At 72.5% G+C, this 18,640-nt stretch carries 13 protein-coding genes and 1 pseudogene; 8 read left to right on the forward strand and 6 right to left on the reverse strand.

The window, feature by feature from the left end:
• Window positions 1–10: 10 nt before the first annotated feature.
• The 4 genes and pseudogenes from ACIOC0_RS33235 to ACIOC0_RS33250 all read right to left on the reverse strand — a co-directional run.
• Window positions 11–658, reverse strand: a complete 648-nt coding sequence (locus tag ACIOC0_RS33235; RefSeq protein ID WP_402159433.1) for a GTP-binding protein — start codon at window positions 656–658, stop codon at window positions 11–13.
• Window positions 639–1,106: a DUF742 domain-containing protein gene (locus ACIOC0_RS33240; RefSeq protein WP_402159434.1), complete on the reverse strand. Its 468-nt coding sequence runs from the start codon at window positions 1,104–1,106 to the stop codon at window positions 639–641. The genes ACIOC0_RS33235 and ACIOC0_RS33240 overlap by 20 nt, the downstream gene beginning before the upstream one ends.
• Complete coding sequence (locus ACIOC0_RS33245; RefSeq protein WP_402159435.1) at window positions 1,103–1,606, reverse strand: roadblock/LC7 domain-containing protein; 504 nt, start codon at window positions 1,604–1,606, stop codon at window positions 1,103–1,105. The genes ACIOC0_RS33240 and ACIOC0_RS33245 overlap by 4 nt, the downstream gene beginning before the upstream one ends.
• Before the next feature lie 1,391 nt (window positions 1,607–2,997).
• Window positions 2,998–5,661 (reverse strand): annotated as a pseudogene (locus tag ACIOC0_RS33250) (nitrate- and nitrite sensing domain-containing protein); the annotation flags it as partial.
• 360 nt (window positions 5,662–6,021) lie between these two features.
• On the opposite strand from ACIOC0_RS33250, the gene ACIOC0_RS33255 reads away from it, so the two are divergent.
• Window positions 6,022–6,807, forward strand: a complete 786-nt coding sequence (locus ACIOC0_RS33255) for a hypothetical protein (protein ID WP_402159436.1) — start codon at window positions 6,022–6,024, stop codon at window positions 6,805–6,807.
• Between the two features lie 19 nt (window positions 6,808–6,826).
• Here ACIOC0_RS33255 and ACIOC0_RS33260 read toward each other — a convergent pair whose 3' ends face one another.
• Both ACIOC0_RS33260 and lon read right to left on the reverse strand, forming a co-directional pair.
• Complete coding sequence (locus ACIOC0_RS33260) at window positions 6,827–7,258, reverse strand: MarR family transcriptional regulator (RefSeq protein WP_130443923.1); 432 nt, start codon at window positions 7,256–7,258, stop codon at window positions 6,827–6,829.
• Window positions 7,259–7,517: 259 nt separating this feature from the next.
• Window positions 7,518–9,941 carry an endopeptidase La gene (gene lon, locus ACIOC0_RS33265; RefSeq protein ID WP_402159437.1) on the reverse strand — a complete coding sequence of 808 codons (2,424 nt, stop codon included), beginning with the start codon at window positions 9,939–9,941 and terminating at the stop codon, window positions 7,518–7,520.
• 171 nt (window positions 9,942–10,112) lie between these two features.
• Here lon and ACIOC0_RS33270 point away from each other — a divergent pair, with 171 nt between their 5' ends.
• From ACIOC0_RS33270 to ACIOC0_RS33300, 7 genes are all read left to right on the forward strand, one after another.
• Entirely contained in the window at window positions 10,113–11,132 is a 1,020-nt protein-coding gene (locus ACIOC0_RS33270) for a DUF5954 family protein (RefSeq protein ID WP_402159438.1), read from the forward strand.
• 59 nt (window positions 11,133–11,191) lie between these two features.
• Window positions 11,192–11,371 carry a hypothetical protein gene (locus tag ACIOC0_RS33275; RefSeq protein WP_402159439.1) on the forward strand — a complete coding sequence of 60 codons (180 nt, stop codon included), beginning with the start codon at window positions 11,192–11,194 and terminating at the stop codon, window positions 11,369–11,371.
• 92 nt (window positions 11,372–11,463) lie between these two features.
• On the forward strand, window positions 11,464–12,141 hold the full coding sequence (locus ACIOC0_RS33280) for a spermidine synthase (protein WP_402159440.1): 678 nt from the start codon (window positions 11,464–11,466) through the stop codon (window positions 12,139–12,141).
• A 129-nt stretch (window positions 12,142–12,270) separates the two neighbouring features.
• Window positions 12,271–13,011 carry a response regulator transcription factor gene (locus ACIOC0_RS33285; RefSeq protein WP_130443602.1) on the forward strand — a complete coding sequence of 247 codons (741 nt, stop codon included), beginning with the start codon at window positions 12,271–12,273 and terminating at the stop codon, window positions 13,009–13,011.
• Window positions 13,008–14,111: a sensor histidine kinase gene (locus ACIOC0_RS33290; RefSeq protein WP_402159441.1), complete on the forward strand. Its 1,104-nt coding sequence runs from the start codon at window positions 13,008–13,010 to the stop codon at window positions 14,109–14,111. Before ACIOC0_RS33285 ends, ACIOC0_RS33290 begins: the two co-directional genes overlap by 4 nt.
• A 356-nt stretch (window positions 14,112–14,467) precedes the next feature.
• Window positions 14,468–18,256 (forward strand): multifunctional oxoglutarate decarboxylase/oxoglutarate dehydrogenase thiamine pyrophosphate-binding subunit/dihydrolipoyllysine-residue succinyltransferase subunit, encoded by a 3,789-nt coding sequence (locus ACIOC0_RS33295; protein WP_402159442.1) that lies wholly within the window; start codon window positions 14,468–14,470, stop codon window positions 18,254–18,256.
• Between the two features lie 189 nt (window positions 18,257–18,445).
• Entirely contained in the window at window positions 18,446–18,634 is a 189-nt protein-coding gene (locus ACIOC0_RS33300) for a DUF6104 family protein (protein ID WP_130443608.1), read from the forward strand.
• The last annotated feature ends 6 nt before the right edge of the window (window positions 18,635–18,640 follow it).

Below are 18,640 nucleotides of genomic sequence, written 5' to 3' on the forward strand. Positions count from 1 at the left end.
GGGGGTGGCCCTACTCGGGGGTTTCGTCCAGCGCGTGGCCGACGAGGGACAGCAGGGTCTCGATCACCGAGATCCGGCGGCGCGCGTCCATGATCATGACGGGTATGTGCTTGGGGATGGTCAGCGCCTCCCGTACGTCCTCCGGGTCGAACAGCTCGCTGTCGTCGAAGTGGTTCACGGCGACGACGTACGGCAGTCCGCAGCTCTCGAAGTAGTCCAGCGCGGGGAAGGCGTCCCTGAGGCGGCGGGTGTCGGCGAGGACGACGGCGCCGATCGCGCCGCGCACCAGGTCGTCCCACATGAACCAGAAGCGCTGCTGGCCCGGGGTGCCGAAGAGGTACAGGACGAGGTCGTCGTCGAGCGTGATGCGGCCGTAGTCCATCGCCACCGTGGTGGTGAGCTTGCCCGGGGTGCCGGTGAGATCGTCGGTCTCCTCGCTGGCCTCCGTCATCAGCGCCTCGGTCTGGAGCGGGGTGATCTCCGAGACGGTGCCGACGAGGGTGGTCTTGCCGACGCCGAAGCCGCCCGCCACCACGATCTTGGTGGCGATGGGGGCCCGGGTCCGGTCCGTCTGCCAGGACTTCAGGTTCTCGTCGGGCTCGTCGACGAGGGGGGAGACACCGAACGGGGCGTCGGCGTCAGAGACGACGGAGTCCACTGAGCACCCTTTCCAGCAGAGCTCGGTCGGGACGGCCCGTACCGTGGGCGGTACCGGTGCCGTACACACGGATCTTTCCCTGGTCCGCGAGATCGCTGAGCAGCACGCGGACCACGCCGAGCGGCATCTTCAGCAGCGCGGCGATCTCGGCCACCGTACGCATGCGGCGGCACAGCTCGACGATGGCCCGCAGCTCCGGCATGACCCGGGTGGTGAGCGAGCCGTTCGTCAACTCCTTGCGCTCCTCGGGCGCTTCGAGCTCGGCCGTGGTCGCCACGAACGTCTCGACGAGGAGGACGTGACCGAAGCGGGTACGGCCGCCGGTCAGCGAGTAGGGGCGCACGCGCGCCGGCTTGCGGTCGCCGCCCCGGACGGGGAGCGGGCCGGCCGCGCCGCGGGGGCCCGACGCGTTGCGGGGGCTCGGCGCGTTGCGCCGGGGCGTGCTCATCGGGGGCTCCCCGCCGTCGCGGACTCCAGTGACTGCCGCAGCTCGCTGCGCAGTTCGGGAGTCAGGACGTGGCCGGCGCGGCCCACGAACAGCGCCATGTGGTACGCCACGACGCTCATGTCGCAGTCGGCGGAGCCGTGGACTCCGAGCAGGGAGCCGTCGCTGATCGACATCACGAAGAGGCTGCCCTCGTCCATGGCGACCATGGTGTGCTTCACCCCGCCGAACGCCATCAGCCTGGCGGCGCCGACGGTGAGGCTGCCGATGCCGGAGACGATGGTGGCGAGGTCGGCGGAGGAGCCTCGCGGGCCGTTGCGCTGTGCTCCGCCGGGGTGGCGGGCAGCCTGGTTGAGACCAGGGTCGGAGGACAGCAGGAGCAGGCCGTCGGAGGAGACCACTGCGACGGACTGGATGCCGGGGACCTCCTCCACGAGGTTGGTCAGCAGCCAGTGCAGGTTGCGGGCCTCACTGCTCAGTCCGAAGGTACTGGGCGCGGTCAACTGCTTGCCTCCTCGACGGTGCCCCCCGTGTCTTCTTCGGCGTGTGCGTGTGCTTCTTGAGGTGCGGCGTTCGGCGCCGGCGCCGTCTGTTCGGCCAGCTCGGCTTCCACGTCGCGGTAGCCGGCCTGCGCTCCGCTACGGAAGCCGCCGAGACGGCGACGGAGGGCCTCCGCGTCGACGCTGCCGCTGTGGCGGCGGGGGGTGGGGGTGGGTGCGGTGAGCTTGGGTGTGCGCTTGGGGAGGCCCTTGTCGGTGACGAGCTCCTCGGGGGCGTCGGCTGCCCGCCCGTGCTCGACCTCGGCCCGGCCGACGGGTCCGCCCGTCGGGTGGGTCTGCGCGCCGCCCGCGTGCCCGTGCGTCGGACGACCGGCGGGGGCGGCCGCGGGAGCGGTGCCGGGCCAGTCGTCGGCGGCCCTCCTGGCCTGGGGCGGGCGGGCCCCGCCGGGGGCGGGGTGCGGCGTGGCGCCGGGGCCTGCGGGGTTCTGCGCGCCGCCGGGGGCGAAGGGGGCGCGGGTCGGCGTGCCGCCGTGGGGTGCGGGGGCGTCGGTGTCCGGCCTGCGGGCGGGGGCGGTGCGGTCCTCGGCCGGCATGGCGTCGGCCGCCGGGACGTCTCCGCCCGGCCAGTCGTCCGCCGCGCGACGGGCACGCCGGGAACCGGCGGCGGTCGGCGTGGCGCCGGGGTTGGCGGTGCCGCTGGGCGCGAAGGGGGCACGGTTCGGCGTGCCGCCTTCAGTCGCGGGGGCGGGGGTGTCCGGCGTGCCGCCGTCGGCAGCGGGGGCGGCCGTCGGCCAGTCGTCCGCCGCGCGACGGGAAAGCGGGGAGCGGGCGGTGGGCGGCGTGCCGGCATCGGCCGGGGAGGCGGGGGCGGCCTGCGTCCCGCCGTCGGTCGCGGGGGCGGCGGTCGGCCAGTCGTCCGCCGCGCGACGGGCACGCGGGGAGCCAGCCGTGGGCGGCGTACCGGCATCGACTGCCGGGGCTGCGGTCTCCGGCGCGCCGCCGGCAGCAGGCGCGGCCGTCGGCCAGTCGTCCGCCGCGCGACGGGCACGCGGGGGACGGGCCGTGGGCGGCGTGCCGCCGGGGGCGGTGTCCGGGGTGGTCGGTGTGCCGGCGTCCGGAGTGGGGGCGTTGGAGACCGACGTGCCACCGGGGGTGGTGTCCGGGATGGTCGGTGTGCCGGCGTCCGGCATGCCGCCGGGGGCGGTCTGGTCGTCGGACGCCATGGCGTCGGCTGCCGCGACATCGCTGCCCGGCCAGTCGTCCGCCGCGCGGCGGGCGCGACGGGAACCGACGGCGTTCGGCGTGCCGCCGTCCGCTGCGGGGGCGGTGCTCGGCCAGTCGTCGGCCGCGCGACGGGCCGTCCTGGACTCGGCGGGGCCTACGGCCTCGGCCACCGCGTCGGGCGTGCTGCCGGCCGCTGTGGCGTCGCCCGTCGGCCGGTCGTCCGAGGCGCGACGGGCCGTCCTGGCGTCGGCGTTGCCTGCGGGGTCGGCTGTGGGCGGCACGCTGTCGGCGTCCGACGGGGTCGCGGTCGCCGACGTGTCGCCTGCGTCCACCGCGCTTGCCGCGTAGGGCATGTCCGGGGAGCCGGCCGGGGCGTCGGCCGGGGCTTGCGTGCCCGCGGGGACCACTGTGGACGCAGTGGCCGACGTGTCGGCCTCGCCCCACGAACCCGGCGTGGCGCCGGTTCCGGACGGGTCCGCCGCGGCGACCGACGTTGCCGCGTCACCCGCCGGCGCTTCCGCCTCAGCCGCCGGCGATTCAGCCGAGTCCGTCGAGGCCGACGGGTCGGCCGACAGTGGGAGCAGGAGTTCCATCGTCGTTTCGGCCGGGGTTTCCGGGAGCGACGTGGACTTGGTCCGGGCGGGGAGGACGTTGCCGTTGGACTCCGCGTCCGCGCCGGGGAGGGTGACGGCGGGCGTGGCCGCCGTGGTCGGCGGGGCGGCGGGGACGGAGGCGGTCGGGGGTGAGGCCAGCAGCGAGGTGGGCAGGACCACGACCGCCGCCACACCGCCCTGCTTCTGCTCGCGCAGCTGCACCCGCACCCCGTGCCGGTGGGCCAGGCGGGCCACGACGTACAGGCCGAGCCCGAGCCCGTCCTCGCCCTCCTGGTCGTAGGGGGTGTCCGGGTCGAAGTCGGTGAGGCGGGAGTTGAGGCGGGTCAGCCGGTCGCCGGTCATGCCGATGCCCTCGTCCTGGACGGAGAGCATGACCTCGCCGTTCTCCAGGAGCCAGCCGGAGACCTCGACGGGCAGGTCCGGCGGGGAGAACGAGGTGGCGTTCTCCATGAGTTCGGCCAGAAGGTGGGAGAGGTCGTCGGCGGCGAAACCGGCCACGTGCGCGTGCGGGGGCAGCGCGGAGATGCGGACGCGTTCGTAGCGCTCGATCTCGCTGACCGCCGCGCGCACCACGTCCACCAGCGGGATGGGCCCCGCGTGCTGCTGGACGTGCTCCTCACCCGCGAGGACGAGCAGGTTCTCGCTGTGGCGGCGCATGACCGTGGCGAAGTGGTCGAGCTTGAAGAGCGTGGCCAGCCGTTCGGGGTCGTGCTCGCGCTCCTCCAGGCCCTCGATGACCGCGAGTTGACGTTCGACGAGTCCGAGGGTGCGCAGCGAGAGGTTGACGAACGTGCCGCTGATGCTGGTCCGCAGCTGCCCCAACCGCTCGGCGGCGTCGGCGAGTTCGGCGCGCAGTTCCTCGCGGGCGTCGGCCATCTTCTGCCGCTGCCCGACGAGGTGCTTGCGGTCGGACTCCAGGGTGGCGATGCGCTCGTGGAGGGCGACGGCGTGCTCGTGCAGGGCGTTGACGGAACGGACGACCTGCGCGAACTCGTCGTTGCGGCCGGTGAAGCGGACCGACTCCTCCGCGGCCGGGTTCTCGGCGCCGGCCAGCCGGGCGGAGCCGAGGCGCAGCACGGCCAGCGGGCGGGTGAGACTGCGGGCCATGGCGGTGGCGATGCCGACGGCGATCAGTATCAGCGCGCCGAGCAGGGCGACGCGCAGCTCCAGCGCGGTGACGTCGTCGTCGCGCAGCTGGGCGAGGTCCTTGACGCGGCGGTCGTAGGCGGAGGACTCGGCTCCGCGCATGAGGGCGACGCGTGCGGTGAGCGCGGCGTCGACCTTCTTGGCGTCGAAGCCGAGTTCGTCGTCGCTCAGGGCGGGCTGGTCGGTGAGGGCGGCCAGGTACTTCTGGGCGGCGGTGACGTCCGTGCCGGTGACCGTGGAGTCGTAGGCGTCGACGGCTTCTTCGGGCGCGCGGTCGCGGAAGGAGGCCAGGGCCGCGTCGGAGCGCAGCCTGGCCTGCTGGGCGGCGGCGGTGAGCTCGTCACGCTGCCGGGTGTCGGCGTCGGAGGAGACCCTCTCGGACTCGGACCGGCCGGTGTCCGGGTCGGTGACGTTCTCGCTGTCCGTCGGCATGTTCAGCGCCGCGAGGAGCAGTCCGCGGGCGGCGGTGGCCTGCTGGACGGCGGTGTCGAGTTCGGCGAGGGCGTACGCGCCGGCGCCCGCGCGCGGCGGCATCTGCTGGGCGAGCTGCTCGGCGAGCCCGTGCAGTTCGGTGATGGCCGTTGAGTACGCCCGGTGCGCCTCCAGGGCCGTGCTCCGGCCGGTGAGGGCGGCCTGGCGGACGGCTGCGATGCCGCCGAGGTCCTTGCGGAGTTCGGCGGGGGCGTCGGTGTCGGCGGTCAGTTCCTGTACCTGGCGGTCGACGCGGGCGCTGCTCTCCCCGGAGGGCGCCTTGCCCTTGGTCCGGCCGGCCGCGACGTAGGTGGTGACCTCGTCGCGTTCGTCGGCCAGGGACTGGGCGAGGACGAGGGCGTCCTGCGTCTGCTCGGCCAGGGTGACCAGGTTCTGGGAGTCATTGAGCTGCCCTGAGGCGGCGATGACGGAGGGGGCGCCGGCTCCCGCGATGGCGGCGGCCACGACGGCCACCGCGACGATCAGCCGGTTGCGTACGTGGGCGGGACGGCCCTTGCCGACAGGGGTGCGCTCCGCGCCCTGCTCGGAGGCCGTCTGCCTGCCTGTGCGCCGAGGCCGCGTCTTCTGCACCGGTGCTCGCATTCCTGACTCGTGTTATACCCATGGGCCAAAGGTGACGCTCCGTCAGTCGGCGCGCCCTTCCGGTTCGGTCCCCGACCCTCCCAGTGCCGGTGGGCGGGGTTCGCGCATCGCCTGCCCCGCCACCCGAAGGAGTGAACCTCGGAGAGGAGTTGGCGGGCAAGTTCCTCTGGCGTGTGCGACGGCCTTGTGCGCGGGGCCGGTTGGACGTGGACGGCGGGCTTTGACAGGATTCGCCGCCACGTCTTCCCGGAGCGCTTCATTCCCGCCCAAAACAGGCGTCTGACCTGCGTCGGCGCGTCCAGACCGCGATGGATGCCAGCCTTTCGCGAAGGGTGTGCAGGGCTCGTGCAGACTGGCTTGATGCGTACGGAACTTGTCTCGGAGCCCGGCGATCAGGCCTGCCCCAACGAGGACTTCGTGAGCGTCGCGCTTCCCGCCTCCGGGCAGGGCGGTTCGCTCGTCCTCCTGGACGGGGTGACGCCGCCGCGGGGCGGTACGGGCTGTCTGCATTCGGTCCCCTGGTTCACCGCTCGACTGGGCGGGGCACTGACCGAACTGACCGTTTCACACCCGGATGCTCCTCTGGCCGAGGCACTGGCCGCCGCAGTCGCGCGTACCTCCGCCACCCACGCCCGAACCTGTGACCTTTCTCACCCGCGCACCCCTCAGGCGACGGTCGCCCTGGCGCGCTGGTCGCCGGAGACCGTCGAGTACCTGGTCCTCTCCGACGCGGTCCTGCTGCTGGCCGCTCCCGACGGCATGGTCACCGCGGTCCTCGACGACCGGCTGGACCGGCTGCCCCGGGCCCTGCTGGCGAGCGCGGAGATCTGCGACGCCGAGGCCCGCAACAAGGAGGGCGGCTTCTTCACGGCCGCCGCCGATCCTGCCGTGGCCTCGCGGGCGGTCACCGGGAGCGTCCCGCGCGCGGGCGTATCGGCCCTGGCGGCGCTGAGCGACGGGGCGGCGCGCTGGACGGAGACGTTCCGCGAGGGCGACTGGGCGGACCTGTTCGCCCGCCTCCGGAGGGAGGGGCCCGCGGCCCTGGTGCGGCGGGTGCGGGAACTGGAACGCGCGGACGAGGAACGCGTCTTCCTCGGCCGCGGCAAGCGCCATGACGACGCCACGGCGGTGTACGCGGAGCTGTGAACGGCGGCCCGGCGGCGGGCTACCTGGCCATGCCCCGGTTGAGCTGGTTGAGGAGGCGGGCCAGTTCGGCCACCTCGGCGCGCTCCCAGTGGGACAGCTGGGTGACGTATCGGCCGCGGCGGGCCTCGCGGACGCGGCCGACCCGGGTGCGGCCCTCCTCGGTGAGGTCGACCAGCCAGGCGCGCCCGTCGGCCGGGTCGGGCTCGCGGGCGACGAGCCCGAGGTGTTCCAGGGCGCGCAGCTGCCGGGACATGGTGGCCTTGCCGATGCCGATGTAGGCGGCGAGCTCGGTCGCGCGCTGCCGGCCGCACTCCTCCAGCCGCACCAGCAGGCCGTACGCGGCGGACTCCAGGTCGGGGTGGACCTCGCGGGCCATCTCACCCTGGCTGGCGCGGGCGCGGCGCAGCAGGACCGTCAGCTCGCGCTCCAGGGACAGGAACTCCTGGTCCACGCCGCGCGGCGGTGTGCCGGTTCCGGGGTGTCCCGGGTTCGCCGCGTCCTCGGGGCGCACGGTGCTCCCGCCCGTGCCCGCCTTCGCGCCTGCTTCCGCGTCCGTGTGTCCGATCGCGTGTCCGTCCTCGTGCACGTCAGCACTCCTGATCCGGTCTCGGACCTGATTCTACGTGCGTAGTTGCCTCCTGGCCGCGCCGCGCCGGACGGGCCCGGGCCTCCCTCACGGAGTCCGGGCCCGCCTCGTCCGGCCGCGTCCGTCACGCCGCGACCGGGACCTCGGGCGTCGCGCCGTTCGCGGCGGGCGCGAGCGCCAGTTCCAGGACCTGGCGGACGTCGGTGACGGTGTGGACGTCGAGCTTGTCCAGCACCTCCGCGGGGACGTCGTCCAGGTCGGGCTCGTTGCGCTTGGGGATGATCACGGTGGTGACTCCCGCCCGGTGCGCGGCGAGCAGCTTCTGCTTCACGCCGCCGATCGGCAGGACCCGCCCGGTCAGGGAGACCTCGCCGGTCATCGCCACGTCCGTGCGGACCAGCCGCCCCGACAGCAGCGACGCGAGGGCCGTCGTCATGGTGATGCCCGCGCTCGGGCCGTCCTTGGGTACCGCGCCCGCCGGGAAGTGGATGTGCGTGCCCCGGTCCTTCAGGTCGGCCACCGGCAGTTCCAGCTCGGCCCCGTGGCTGCGCAGGAAGCTCAGCGCGATCTGCGCCGACTCCTTCATCACGTCGCCCAGCTGTCCCGTCAGGGTCAGTCCCGCCGCGCCCGTCTCCGGGTCGGCGAGGGACGCCTCCACGTACAGCACGTCGCCGCCCGCGCCGGTGACCGCGAGGCCGGTCGCCACACCGGGCACCGCCGTCCGCCGCTCGGCCGGGTCCTGGGCGGACTCGGGCACATGGTGCGGCCGGCCGATGAGTGCGCGCAGGTCGCCCTCGGTGACGGTGAAGGGCAGTTCCCGCTCGCCCAGTTCGTGCTGGGCGGCGATCTTGCGCAGCAGCCGTGCCACGGACCGCTCCAGGTTGCGTACGCCCGCCTCGCGCGTGTACTCGCCGGCCAGCTTGCGCAGCGCGCTCTCGTCGAGGGTCACCTCGTCGGCGTCGAGGCCGGCCCGCTCCAGCTGGCGCGGGAGCAGGTGGTCACGCGCGATGACGATCTTCTCGTCCTCGGTGTAGCCGTCGAGGCGGACCAGCTCCATCCGGTCGAGCAGGGCCTCGGGGATGGCTTCGAGCACGTTGGCGGTGGCGAGGAACACCACGTCGCTGAGGTCGAGTTCGACCTCCAGGTAGTGGTCGCGGAAGGTGTGGTTCTGTGCCGGATCCAGGACCTCGAGGAGGGCGGCGGCCGGGTCGCCCCGGAAGTCCGAGCCCACCTTGTCGATCTCGTCCAGCAGGACCACCGGGTTCATGGACCCGGCCTCCTTGATGGCGCGGACGATCCGGCCGGGCAGCGCGCCGACGTAGGTGCGCCGATGGCCGCGGATCTCGGCCTCGTCCCGGACGCCGCCGAGGGCGACCCGGACGAACTCGCGCCCCATGGCGTGCGCGACGGACTCGCCGAGCGAGGTCTTGCCCACGCCGGGCGGGCCGACGAGCGCGAGCACGGCGCCCCCGCGCCGCCCGCCGACGACGCCGAGGCCGCGGTCGCCGCGCCGCTTGCGCACCGCGAGGTACTCGGTGATCCGCTCCTTCACATCGTCCAGGCCGGCGTGCTCGGCGTCGAGGACGGCCCGGGCGCCCTGGATGTCGTAGGCGTCCTCGGTCCTCTTGCTCCAGGGGAGTTCGAGGACGGTGTCCAGCCAGGTGCGGATCCAGGAGCCCTCGGGCGACTGGTCGCTCGCCCGCTCCAGCTTGTCGACCTCCTTGAGGGCGGCCTCGCGGACCTTCCCGGGCAGGTCGGCGGCCTCCACGCGTGCGCGGTAGTCGTCGGACTCCTCGCCCTGCTCCTCGCCGTTCAGCTCGCGCAGCTCCTTGCGCACGGCTTCCAGCTGCCGCCGCAGGAGGAACTCGCGCTGCTGCTTGTCGACGCCCTCCTGGACGTCCTTGGCGATGGTCTCGGCGACGTCCTGCTCGGCGAGGTGGTCGCGCAGCTGGCGTACAGCCAGCTTCAGCCGGGCCACGGGGTCCGCGGTCTCCAGCAGCTCCACCTTCTGCTCGGTGGTGAGGAACGGCGAGTACCCGGAGTTGTCGGCGAGCGCGGAGACGTCGTCGATGGCCTGGACGCGGTCGACGACCTGCCAGGCGCCGCGCTTGCGCAGCCAGGCGGTGGCCAGGGCCTTGTACTCCTTGACCAGTTCCGTGACATGGCCGGGGAGCGGCTCGGGCGTCTGCTCTTCGATGCGGGTGCCCTCGACCCACAGCGCCGCCCCGGGGCCGGTGGTGCCGGCGCCGATGCGCACGCGGCCGCGGCCCCGGATCAGCGCGCCCGGGTCTCCGTCGGCCAGGCGGCCGACCTGTTCGACCGTGCCGAGCACGCCGGTGCTCGCGTAGGTCCCGTCGATGCGCGGCACCAGCAGGACCCTGGGCTTGCCGGGCTCGGACCGGGCGGCGGCCTGGGCGGCCTCCACCGCGGCGCGCACGTCGGCGTCGTTGAGGTCGAGCGGAACCACCATCCCGGGCAGCACCACTTCGTCGTCGAGCGGCAGCACGGGCAGGGTGAGCGGTGTGAACGCTGCGGACTCAGCAGCCATGATCTCCCCTTCGGCAGTCAAGTTGAGTTATGCCGACTCAATGAACGGCGGCCCCCGGATGTTCCCCGTACCGGTCCGCGTTCGCTGTGGGCGATCACCTCCCTCGTCTCGCCCGCCCCCATTTCCGGCGTTCCCGCCGAACCGGACCCGCCCCGACAGCACAATGCGCACATGACCGATGACTGGAAGCAACGGCTCGACGCCCTGCACGCGGAGCTGGTCCGCCGGGACGACCCCGTCGCCTGGGTGATGGAGGCGGACGCCGTGGAGGCGTCCCGGCGCTACCCGGACCTCGCCCCGCGCGGGCCCGTCTTCGGTGTCGCGGCGCAGGACACCTCCGCCGGCGACCCGCGCTGGCGGCTGCTCAAGCCGGTCGTGAACGGCACCCCGCAGCAGGCCCGCGACGGCCTCAACTCCCACCTGTGGTTCAAGGCGAAGGACGACACCGACGACCCGGCCGTCCGCCGGGAACTGCTGAGTGCGGTGCGGGTGCTGGAGCGGGAGCCGGCCGACGAGGTGACGGCGCTGGGCGTGCGCTACCGGGTCGTGCGCGGCGACGAGTTCGCGCGCATGGGGGACGACGGGCTGGAGCCGCCCCGCCCGACCGACCCGGAGCCGCCCGCACCCCTGTGGGACGGCCGGGACGACACCCCCTCCCCCGACCTGGGGTTCGTCCTCGACCCGGACCGCGACGAGGGGCCGATGGCGGGCGCCCTGCGGCTCGGGCTGCGGGACTTCGCCTACACGGGCTCCCGCTACCCGGCCGACGTGCGGGAGGGCTCCGCGCGCGCGGTCCTGACACACCCCGACGTCGTCTGTCTTCCCGTCGGCTTCTCGGTGGCCGAGCACGACGGCACGGGCTGGACCCCGCACGGCGCCCTCATGGCCACCCCGCACGAGGCCCGCCGGCTGCTGCACGACGGGATGGCCCGCTTCTGGGCGCTGCTGTACGGCTTCGACGAGGCGAGGAAGGCCGTGTACGCGCGCGCGGCCGAGGCGTACCGGGCGGCGGGCCGCGCCGACGAGGCCCGGGTGGAGGACCGGCTGTTCCGGATCTGCCGGGTGGAGCGGATGGTCCGCATGGGCCCGGACGGCCCCGAACCGCCCCGCTCGTCGGACCTCGACGACTACGGCCCGATGAAACTGCACCCGACCCTGCACGAGGACGGCACGGTGGTGCATGACGACTGACACCCGCCGGGACGGGGCGAGGGCAGGCGTGCGCGCGGCGGCGGACCCGGCCGCGGGAGATGCCCGGCGAGGAGATCCCGGCCGCGGTGGAGTGGGCCGCGCGGGCGGTGGGGTGGGCGACCGGCTCGGGCAGCGGCTGGGCCGTCTGTCGGGCGGGGAGAAACGTCGTGATCCACGGCCCGCCCGCCGCACTGGACGAGGCCGGTGGCTACGGTGCCTTCGTGCCGCCCGAGGAATGAGGCGACGCTTCCTGACGAGCCGACGCGCGGGGGTGCCGGGCTGTATTGCGCGTTCCGCCGCCGGACGGCCGGCTGAGTGCCAGGATGGGCCGATGTCCGTCTTCAACGAGCTTCCCGAGGTGCTGGACCGTCGCACGGGCCCCTACGGCGAGGTGGTGCTGCGCCGGCAGAGGGACGTCCTCCAGATCATCGCCAACGGCTGCTTCCTGATGGACACTTCCGACGGCCGCTCGGAGCGGCTGCTCGTGGACGCGGCGCTGGCCGCGCTCGACGGCCGCCCCGCGCCTAGCGTCCTGATCGGCGGCCTGGGCGTCGGCTTCTCGCTGGCGCACGCCGCCGCCGACGCCCGCTGGGGCCGCATCACCGTCGTGGAGCGCGAACGCGCCGTCGTGGACTGGCACCGCGACGGGCCGCTCGCCGCGATCTCGGGCCCCGCGCTCGCCGACCCGCGCACGGAGATCGCGGAAGCGGACCTGCTGAAGTACGTCAATGAGACATACGCCACTTTCGACGCGCTGTGCCTCGACATCGACAACGGCCCCGGCTGGACGGTCACGGAGGGCAACGAGGACCTCTACACACCGGCCGGACTCACAGGCTGTGCACGGGTGTTGAGACCCGGTGGGGTTCTCGCGGTGTGGTCCGCACAGCCCTCCGACGAATTCGAGCGAACCCTGAGGAATGCCGGGTTCCAACAGGTGCGTACCGAAGAGGTCCCGGTTGCCCGGGGAGCACCCGACATCGTGCATCTCGCCGTCCGACCTGGATAGCAAAGCCGCGCCGGCTCCCCGTACGCTGCTGCCCTGACGCGAATGATTCACGCGTCAACCGCAGTCATGCGCAGACGGCAGACGAGGGATCACCCCACGGATCCCGGCACAGCACCCCAGGGGCGGGCGATGGAGCAGACACACACCGCACACAACGGCACGGCGACGGCGACCCCGGGCGCGCAGCGGCGCGTCCTCGTGGTCGAGGACGACCCGACCATCGTCGACGCCATCGCGGCCCGCCTTCGCGCCGAGGGATTCCTCGTGCAAACGGCGAGCGACGGCCCCGCGGCCGTCGACACCGCCGAGGCCTGGCAGCCCGACCTGCTGATCCTCGACATCATGCTGCCCGGCTTCGACGGCCTCGAGGTGTGCCGCCGGGTGCAGGCCGCCCGACCGGTGCCCGTGATGATGCTCACCGCCCGCGACGACGAGACCGACATGCTCGTCGGCCTCGGCGTGGGCGCCGACGACTACATGACCAAGCCGTTCTCCATGCGGGAGCTCGCGGCACGCGTGCACGTGCTGCTGCGCCGCGTGGAGCGGGCCGCGGTCGCGGCCACCACGCCCCGCTCCGGCATCCTGCGCCTGGGCGAGCTGGAGATCGACCACGCACAGCGCCGGGTGCGGGTGCGCTCGGAGGACGTGCACCTGACGCCCACCGAGTTCGACCTGCTGGTGTGCCTGGCGAACACCCCGCGCGCGGTGCTCTCGCGTGAGCAGTTGCTCGCCGAGGTGTGGGACTGGGCGGACGCCTCCGGCACCCGGACCGTCGACAGCCACATCAAGGCGCTGCGCCGGAAGATCGGCGCCGAGCGGATCCGCACGGTGCACGGCGTGGGCTACGCGCTGGAGACCCCGACGCCATGAGCGGCGGGCCGGCCGGACCGAGAGTTTCCAGGGAACCCTGGGGCGGAGTGCGACCGTTCTCGATCAAGACGAAGCTGGGTGCGCTCGTCGTCATCTCGGTGCTGATCACCACCGGGCTGATGATGATCGCCATGCGCACCGAGACGGAGCTGCGCTTCATCACGGTCTTCTCGATGATCGCCACCCTGCTCATCACGCAGTTCGTCGCGCATTCGCTCACCGCGCCGCTGGACCAGATGAACACGGTCGCGCGGGCCATCTCGCACGGCGACTACACCCGCCGGGTCAGCGAGAACCGCCGCGACGAGCTGGGCGACCTGGCCCAGACGATCAACGTCATGGCGGACGAGCTGGAGGCGCAGGACAACCAGCGCAAGGAGCTGGTGGCCAACGTCTCCCACGAGCTGCGCACGCCCATCGCCGGGCTGCGCGCCGTCCTGGAGAACGTGGTCGACGGGATCGCCGAGGCTGACCCGGAGACGATGCGCACCGCCCTGAAGCAGACCGAGCGGCTCGGCCGGCTGGTGGAGACCCTGCTCGACCTGTCCCGGCTGGACAACGGCGTGGTGCCGCTGCGCAGGCGGCGGTTCGAGGTGTGGCCGTACCTGTCGGGAGTGCTGAAGGAGGCCAACATGGTGGCCTCCGCGCGCGCGACGATGGGCTCGGGCGGCAGCCACACGCGTACGGACGTCCATCTGCACCTGGACGTCACCCCGCCGGAGCTGACCGCGCACGCGGACCCGGAGCGGATCCACCAGGTCGTCGCCAACCTCATCGACAACGCGGTCAAGCACAGTCCGCCGCACGGCCGGGTGACGGTCAGGGCGCGCCGGGGCCCGCTGCCGGAGTCGCTGGAGCTGGAGGTGCTGGACGAGGGTCCCGGCATTCCGCGGTCGGAGTGGCACCGGGTCTTCGAGCGCTTCAACCGGGGCGCCGTCAGCCGGCCGCACGGTCCGGGCAGCGACGGCGGCACGGGACTGGGACTGGCGATCGCCCGCTGGGCGGTCGATCTTCACGGAGGCCGGATCGGAGTGGCCGAATCCGAGCGTGGTTGCCGGATTCTTATCACTCTTCCGGGAGAGCCCTCCGTGCCAAGTTGACGTAAAGTGCCAACCGGAGCCACAAGATCCACTGGCGTTTCCCGCTGCCGCCGCCCCGTGGCGGCGAGCCGGACCGGGGCGATCAGGCATGCGCCGACGCAGGTCGGCGCGGGTGGGCCCGGGGTTCGTGAAGGACCGGCCCGGGGGTCGTGCGGTCGGTGCGCGCACCCTGCATCAAACGTTTCCTTTTGCAGCGCAACTGCGCTTGTTTCCCGCCGTTTCAACCCCTGAAACACGCTTGAAGATGTGACTTACGTGACGATGCGGCAGCCCGGCCTGACCTTCACCCGCCGAGGGGCGTAGCCTTTATTCCCGCTGTCCATCACCTTGTGAAGCGGAAGAGGGCGGTTGCCGCCGTGTCGCCACAGTCCCCCAGTAACTCGAGCATCTCGACCGACGCAGACCAAGCGGGGAAGAACCCCGCTGCCGCGTTCGGTCCGAACGAGTGGCTCGTCGACGAGATCTATCAGCAGTACCTCCAGGACCCGAACTCGGTAGACCGTGCCTGGTGGGACTTCTTCGCCGACTACAAGCCGGGGGCCGCCAGCTCTCCGGCTCCGGCGGGTACTGCGGCCGCGGGGGCCGCAGGGACCACCACCACGCCCCCGGCCCAGGCCCAGGCTCCCGCCGCGCCGGCCCCGGCCGCCGCGCCGAAGCCCGCCGCCGCCCCGGCCGCCGCAGCTCCGGCGAAGGCCGCCCCGGCGCCCGCCAAGGCCGCGCCGGCCGCCAAGCCTGCCGCGAAGGCCGCTCCCGCCGACGGGTCCGCCGGTTCCTCCGAGGGACCCGAGTACGTGACGCTGCGCGGCCCGTCCGCCGCGGTCGCGAAGAACATGAACGCCTCCCTGGAGCTGCCCACGGCCACGTCCGTGCGCGCGGTCCCGGTGAAGCTGCTGTTCGACAACCGCATCGTCATCAACAACCACCTCAAGCGCGCCCGGGGCGGGAAGATCTCCTTCACGCACCTGATCGGCTACGCGATGGTGCAGGCCATCAAGGCCATGCCGTCGATGAACTGGTCGTTCGGCGAGAAGGACGGCAAGCCGACCCTCGTCAAGCCGCCGCACGTCAACCTCGGCCTGGCCATCGACCTGGTGAAGCCCAACGGCGACCGCCAGCTCGTCGTGGCCGCCATCAAGAAGGCCGAGACGCTGAACTTCTTCGAGTTCTGGCAGGCCTACGAGGACATCGTCCGTCGCGCCCGCGACAACAAGCTGACGATGGACGACTTCACCGGCGTCACGGTCTCCCTGACCAACCCCGGTGGCCTCGGCACCGTCCACTCGGTGCCGCGTCTGATGCCCGGCCAGTCGGTCATCATGGGCGTCGGCTCCATGGACTACCCCGCGGAGTTCCAGGGCACCTCCCAGGACACCCTGAACAAGCTCGGCATCTCGAAGGTCATGACGCTCACGTCGACCTACGACCACCGGGTCATCCAGGGCGCCGCCTCCGGCGAGTTCCTCCGCCAGGTCGCCAACCTGCTGCTCGGCGAGAGCGGCTTCTACGACGACATCTTCGAGGCCCTGCGCATCCCCTACGAGCCGGTCCGCTGGCTCAAGGACATCGACGCCAGCCACGACGACGACGTCACCAAGGCCGCCCGCGTCTTCGAGCTGATCCACTCCTACCGGGTCCGCGGCCACGTCATGGCCGACACCGACCCGCTGGAGTACCGCCAGCGCAAGCACCCCGACCTGGACATCACCGAGCACGGGCTCACGCTGTGGGACCTGGAGCGCGAGTTCGCGGTCGGCGGCTTCTCGGGCAAGTCCCTGATGAAGCTGCGCGACATCCTCGGTGTGCTGCGCGACTCGTACTGCCGCACCACCGGCATCGAGTTCATGCACATCCAGGACCCCAAGCAGCGCAAGTGGATCCAGGACCGCATCGAGCGCCCGCACTCCAAGCCGGAGCGCGAGGAGCAGCTGCGCATCCTGCGCCGCCTGAACGCCGCGGAAGCCTTCGAGACGTTCCTGCAGACGAAGTACGTCGGCCAGAAGCGCTTCTCCCTGGAGGGCGGCGAGTCCGTCATCCCGCTGCTGGACGCGGTCATCGACTCGGCCGCCGAGTCGCGCCTGGACGAGGTCGTCATCGGCATGGCCCACCGCGGCCGCCTGAACGTCCTCGCCAACATCGTCGGCAAGTCGTACGCGCAGATCTTCCGCGAGTTCGAGGGCAACCTCGACCCGAAGTCGATGCACGGCTCCGGTGACGTGAAGTACCACCTGGGCGCCGAGGGCACCTTCACCGGCCTGGACGGCGAGCAGATCAAGGTCTCCCTGGTCGCGAACCCCTCCCACCTGGAGGCGGTGGACCCGGTCCTGGAGGGCGTCGCCCGCGCCAAGCAGGACATCATCAACAAGGGCGGCACGGACTTCACCGTCCTGCCGGTGGCCCTCCACGGCGACGCGGCCTTCGCGGGCCAGGGCGTGGTGGCCGAGACCCTGAACATGTCGCAGCTGCGCGGCTACCGCACCGGCGGCACGGTCCACATCGTCATCAACAACCAGGTCGGCTTCACCGCGGCCCCCGAGTCCTCGCGTTCCTCCATGTACGCGACGGACGTCGCCCGCATGATCGAGGCCCCGATCTTCCACGTGAACGGCGACGACCCGGAGGCCGTGGTCCGCGTCGCGCGGCTGGCCTTCGAGTTCCGCCAGGCGTTCAACAAGGACGTGGTGATCGACCTCATCTGCTACCGCCGCCGCGGTCACAACGAGTCGGACAACCCGGCCTTCACCCAGCCGCTGATGTACGACCTGATCGACAAGAAGCGCTCGGTGCGCAAGCTCTACACCGAGTCCCTCATCGGTCGCGGCGACATCACCCTGGAAGAGGCCGAGCAGGCCCTCCAGGACTACCAGGGCCAGCTGGAGAAGGTCTTCACGGAGGTCCGCGAGGCCACCGCGCAGCCGGTCGCCGTCGACTCCCGCGACGGGCAGGACAACTTCCCGGTCGAGGTGAACACCGCCGTCTCCGCCGAGGTCGTCAAGCGGATCGCCGAGTCCCAGGTCAACATCCCCGACCACATCACCGCGCACCCGCGGCTGCTGCCGCAGCTCCAGCGCCGTGCGTCGATGGTCGAGGACGGCACGATCGACTGGGGCATGGGCGAGACCCTCGCCGTCGGCTCCCTCCTCCTGGAGGGCGTCCCGGTCCGCCTGGCCGGCCAGGACTCCCAGCGCGGCACGTTCGGCCAGCGCCACGCGGTCATCATCGACCGTGAGAACGGCGAGGAGTTCACGCCGCTGATGTACCTCTCCGAGGATCAGGCGCGCCTGAACGTCTACAACTCGCTGCTCTCGGAGTACGCGGCGATGGGCTTCGAGTACGGCTACTCGCTGGCCCGTCCCGACGCGCTCGTGATGTGGGAGGCGCAGTTCGGCGACTTCGTCAACGGCGCGCAGACGGTCGTGGACGAGTTCATCTCCTCCGCGGAGCAGAAGTGGGGCCAGACCTCCGGCGTCACGCTGCTGCTCCCGCACGGCTACGAGGGCCAGGGCCCCGACCACTCGTCGGCCCGCCCGGAGCGGTTCCTGCAGCTCTGCGCCCAGAACAACATGACGGTCGCGATGCCGACCCTGCCGTCGAACTACTTCCACCTCCTGCGGTGGCAGGTGCACAACCCGCACCACAAGCCGCTGGTCGTCTTCACCCCGAAGTCGATGCTGCGCCTCAAGGCCGCCGCGTCGAAGGCGGAGGAGTTCACCACGGGCCAGTTCCGCCCGGTCATCGGCGACGCGTCGGTGGACCCGGCCGCGGTCCGCAAGGTCGTCTTCTGCGCCGGCAAGGTGTACTACGACCTGGAGGCCGAGCGTCAGAAGCGCGGTGCGACGGACGTGGCGATCATCCGCATCGAGCGCCTGTACCCGCTGCCGGGCGCGGAGCTCCAGGCGGAGATCAAGAAGTACCCGAACGCCGAGAAGTACCTGTGGGCCCAGGAGGAGCCGGCCAACCAGGGCGCCTGGCCGTTCATCGCCCTGAACCTGATCGACCACCTGGACCTGGCCGTCGGCGCGGACGTCCCGCACGGCGAGCGCCTGCGCCGCATCTCGCGCCCGCACGGCTCGTCGCCGGCGGTCGGCTCGGCCAAGCGGCACCAGGCGGAGCAGGAGCAGCTGGTGCGCGAGGTGTTCGAGGCGTGAGCCTCTGACCCCCTGCCGTACAGGTCGAAGGGCCCGCCCCGGAGTCTTCCGGGGCGGGCCCTTCGGCGTGCGGGTCCGGAGGCCGCCCTTCGGAGTGCGCGTCCCCGGAGGCCGCCCTTCGGCCTGCCGGCGCGGGCCGCCTATCCTTTTGCTGTCCCCTCCCTGCGACCGACACACGGAGCACTCGTCATGTACTTCACCGACCGTGGCATCGAAGAACTCGAGAAGCGGCGCGGCGAGGAGGAGGTCACCTTCGAGTGGCTCGCCGAGCAGTTGCGGACGTTCGTGGACCTGAACCCCGACTTCGAGGTGCCGGTGGAGCGTCTGGCGACCTGGCTGGCGCGGCTGGACGACGAGTTCGACGAGGACGACGAGTAGGGCCGG

It is taken from the genome of Streptomyces sp. NPDC088254 (assembly GCF_044740925.1).
GTDB lineage: Bacteria > Actinomycetota > Actinomycetes > Streptomycetales > Streptomycetaceae > Streptomyces.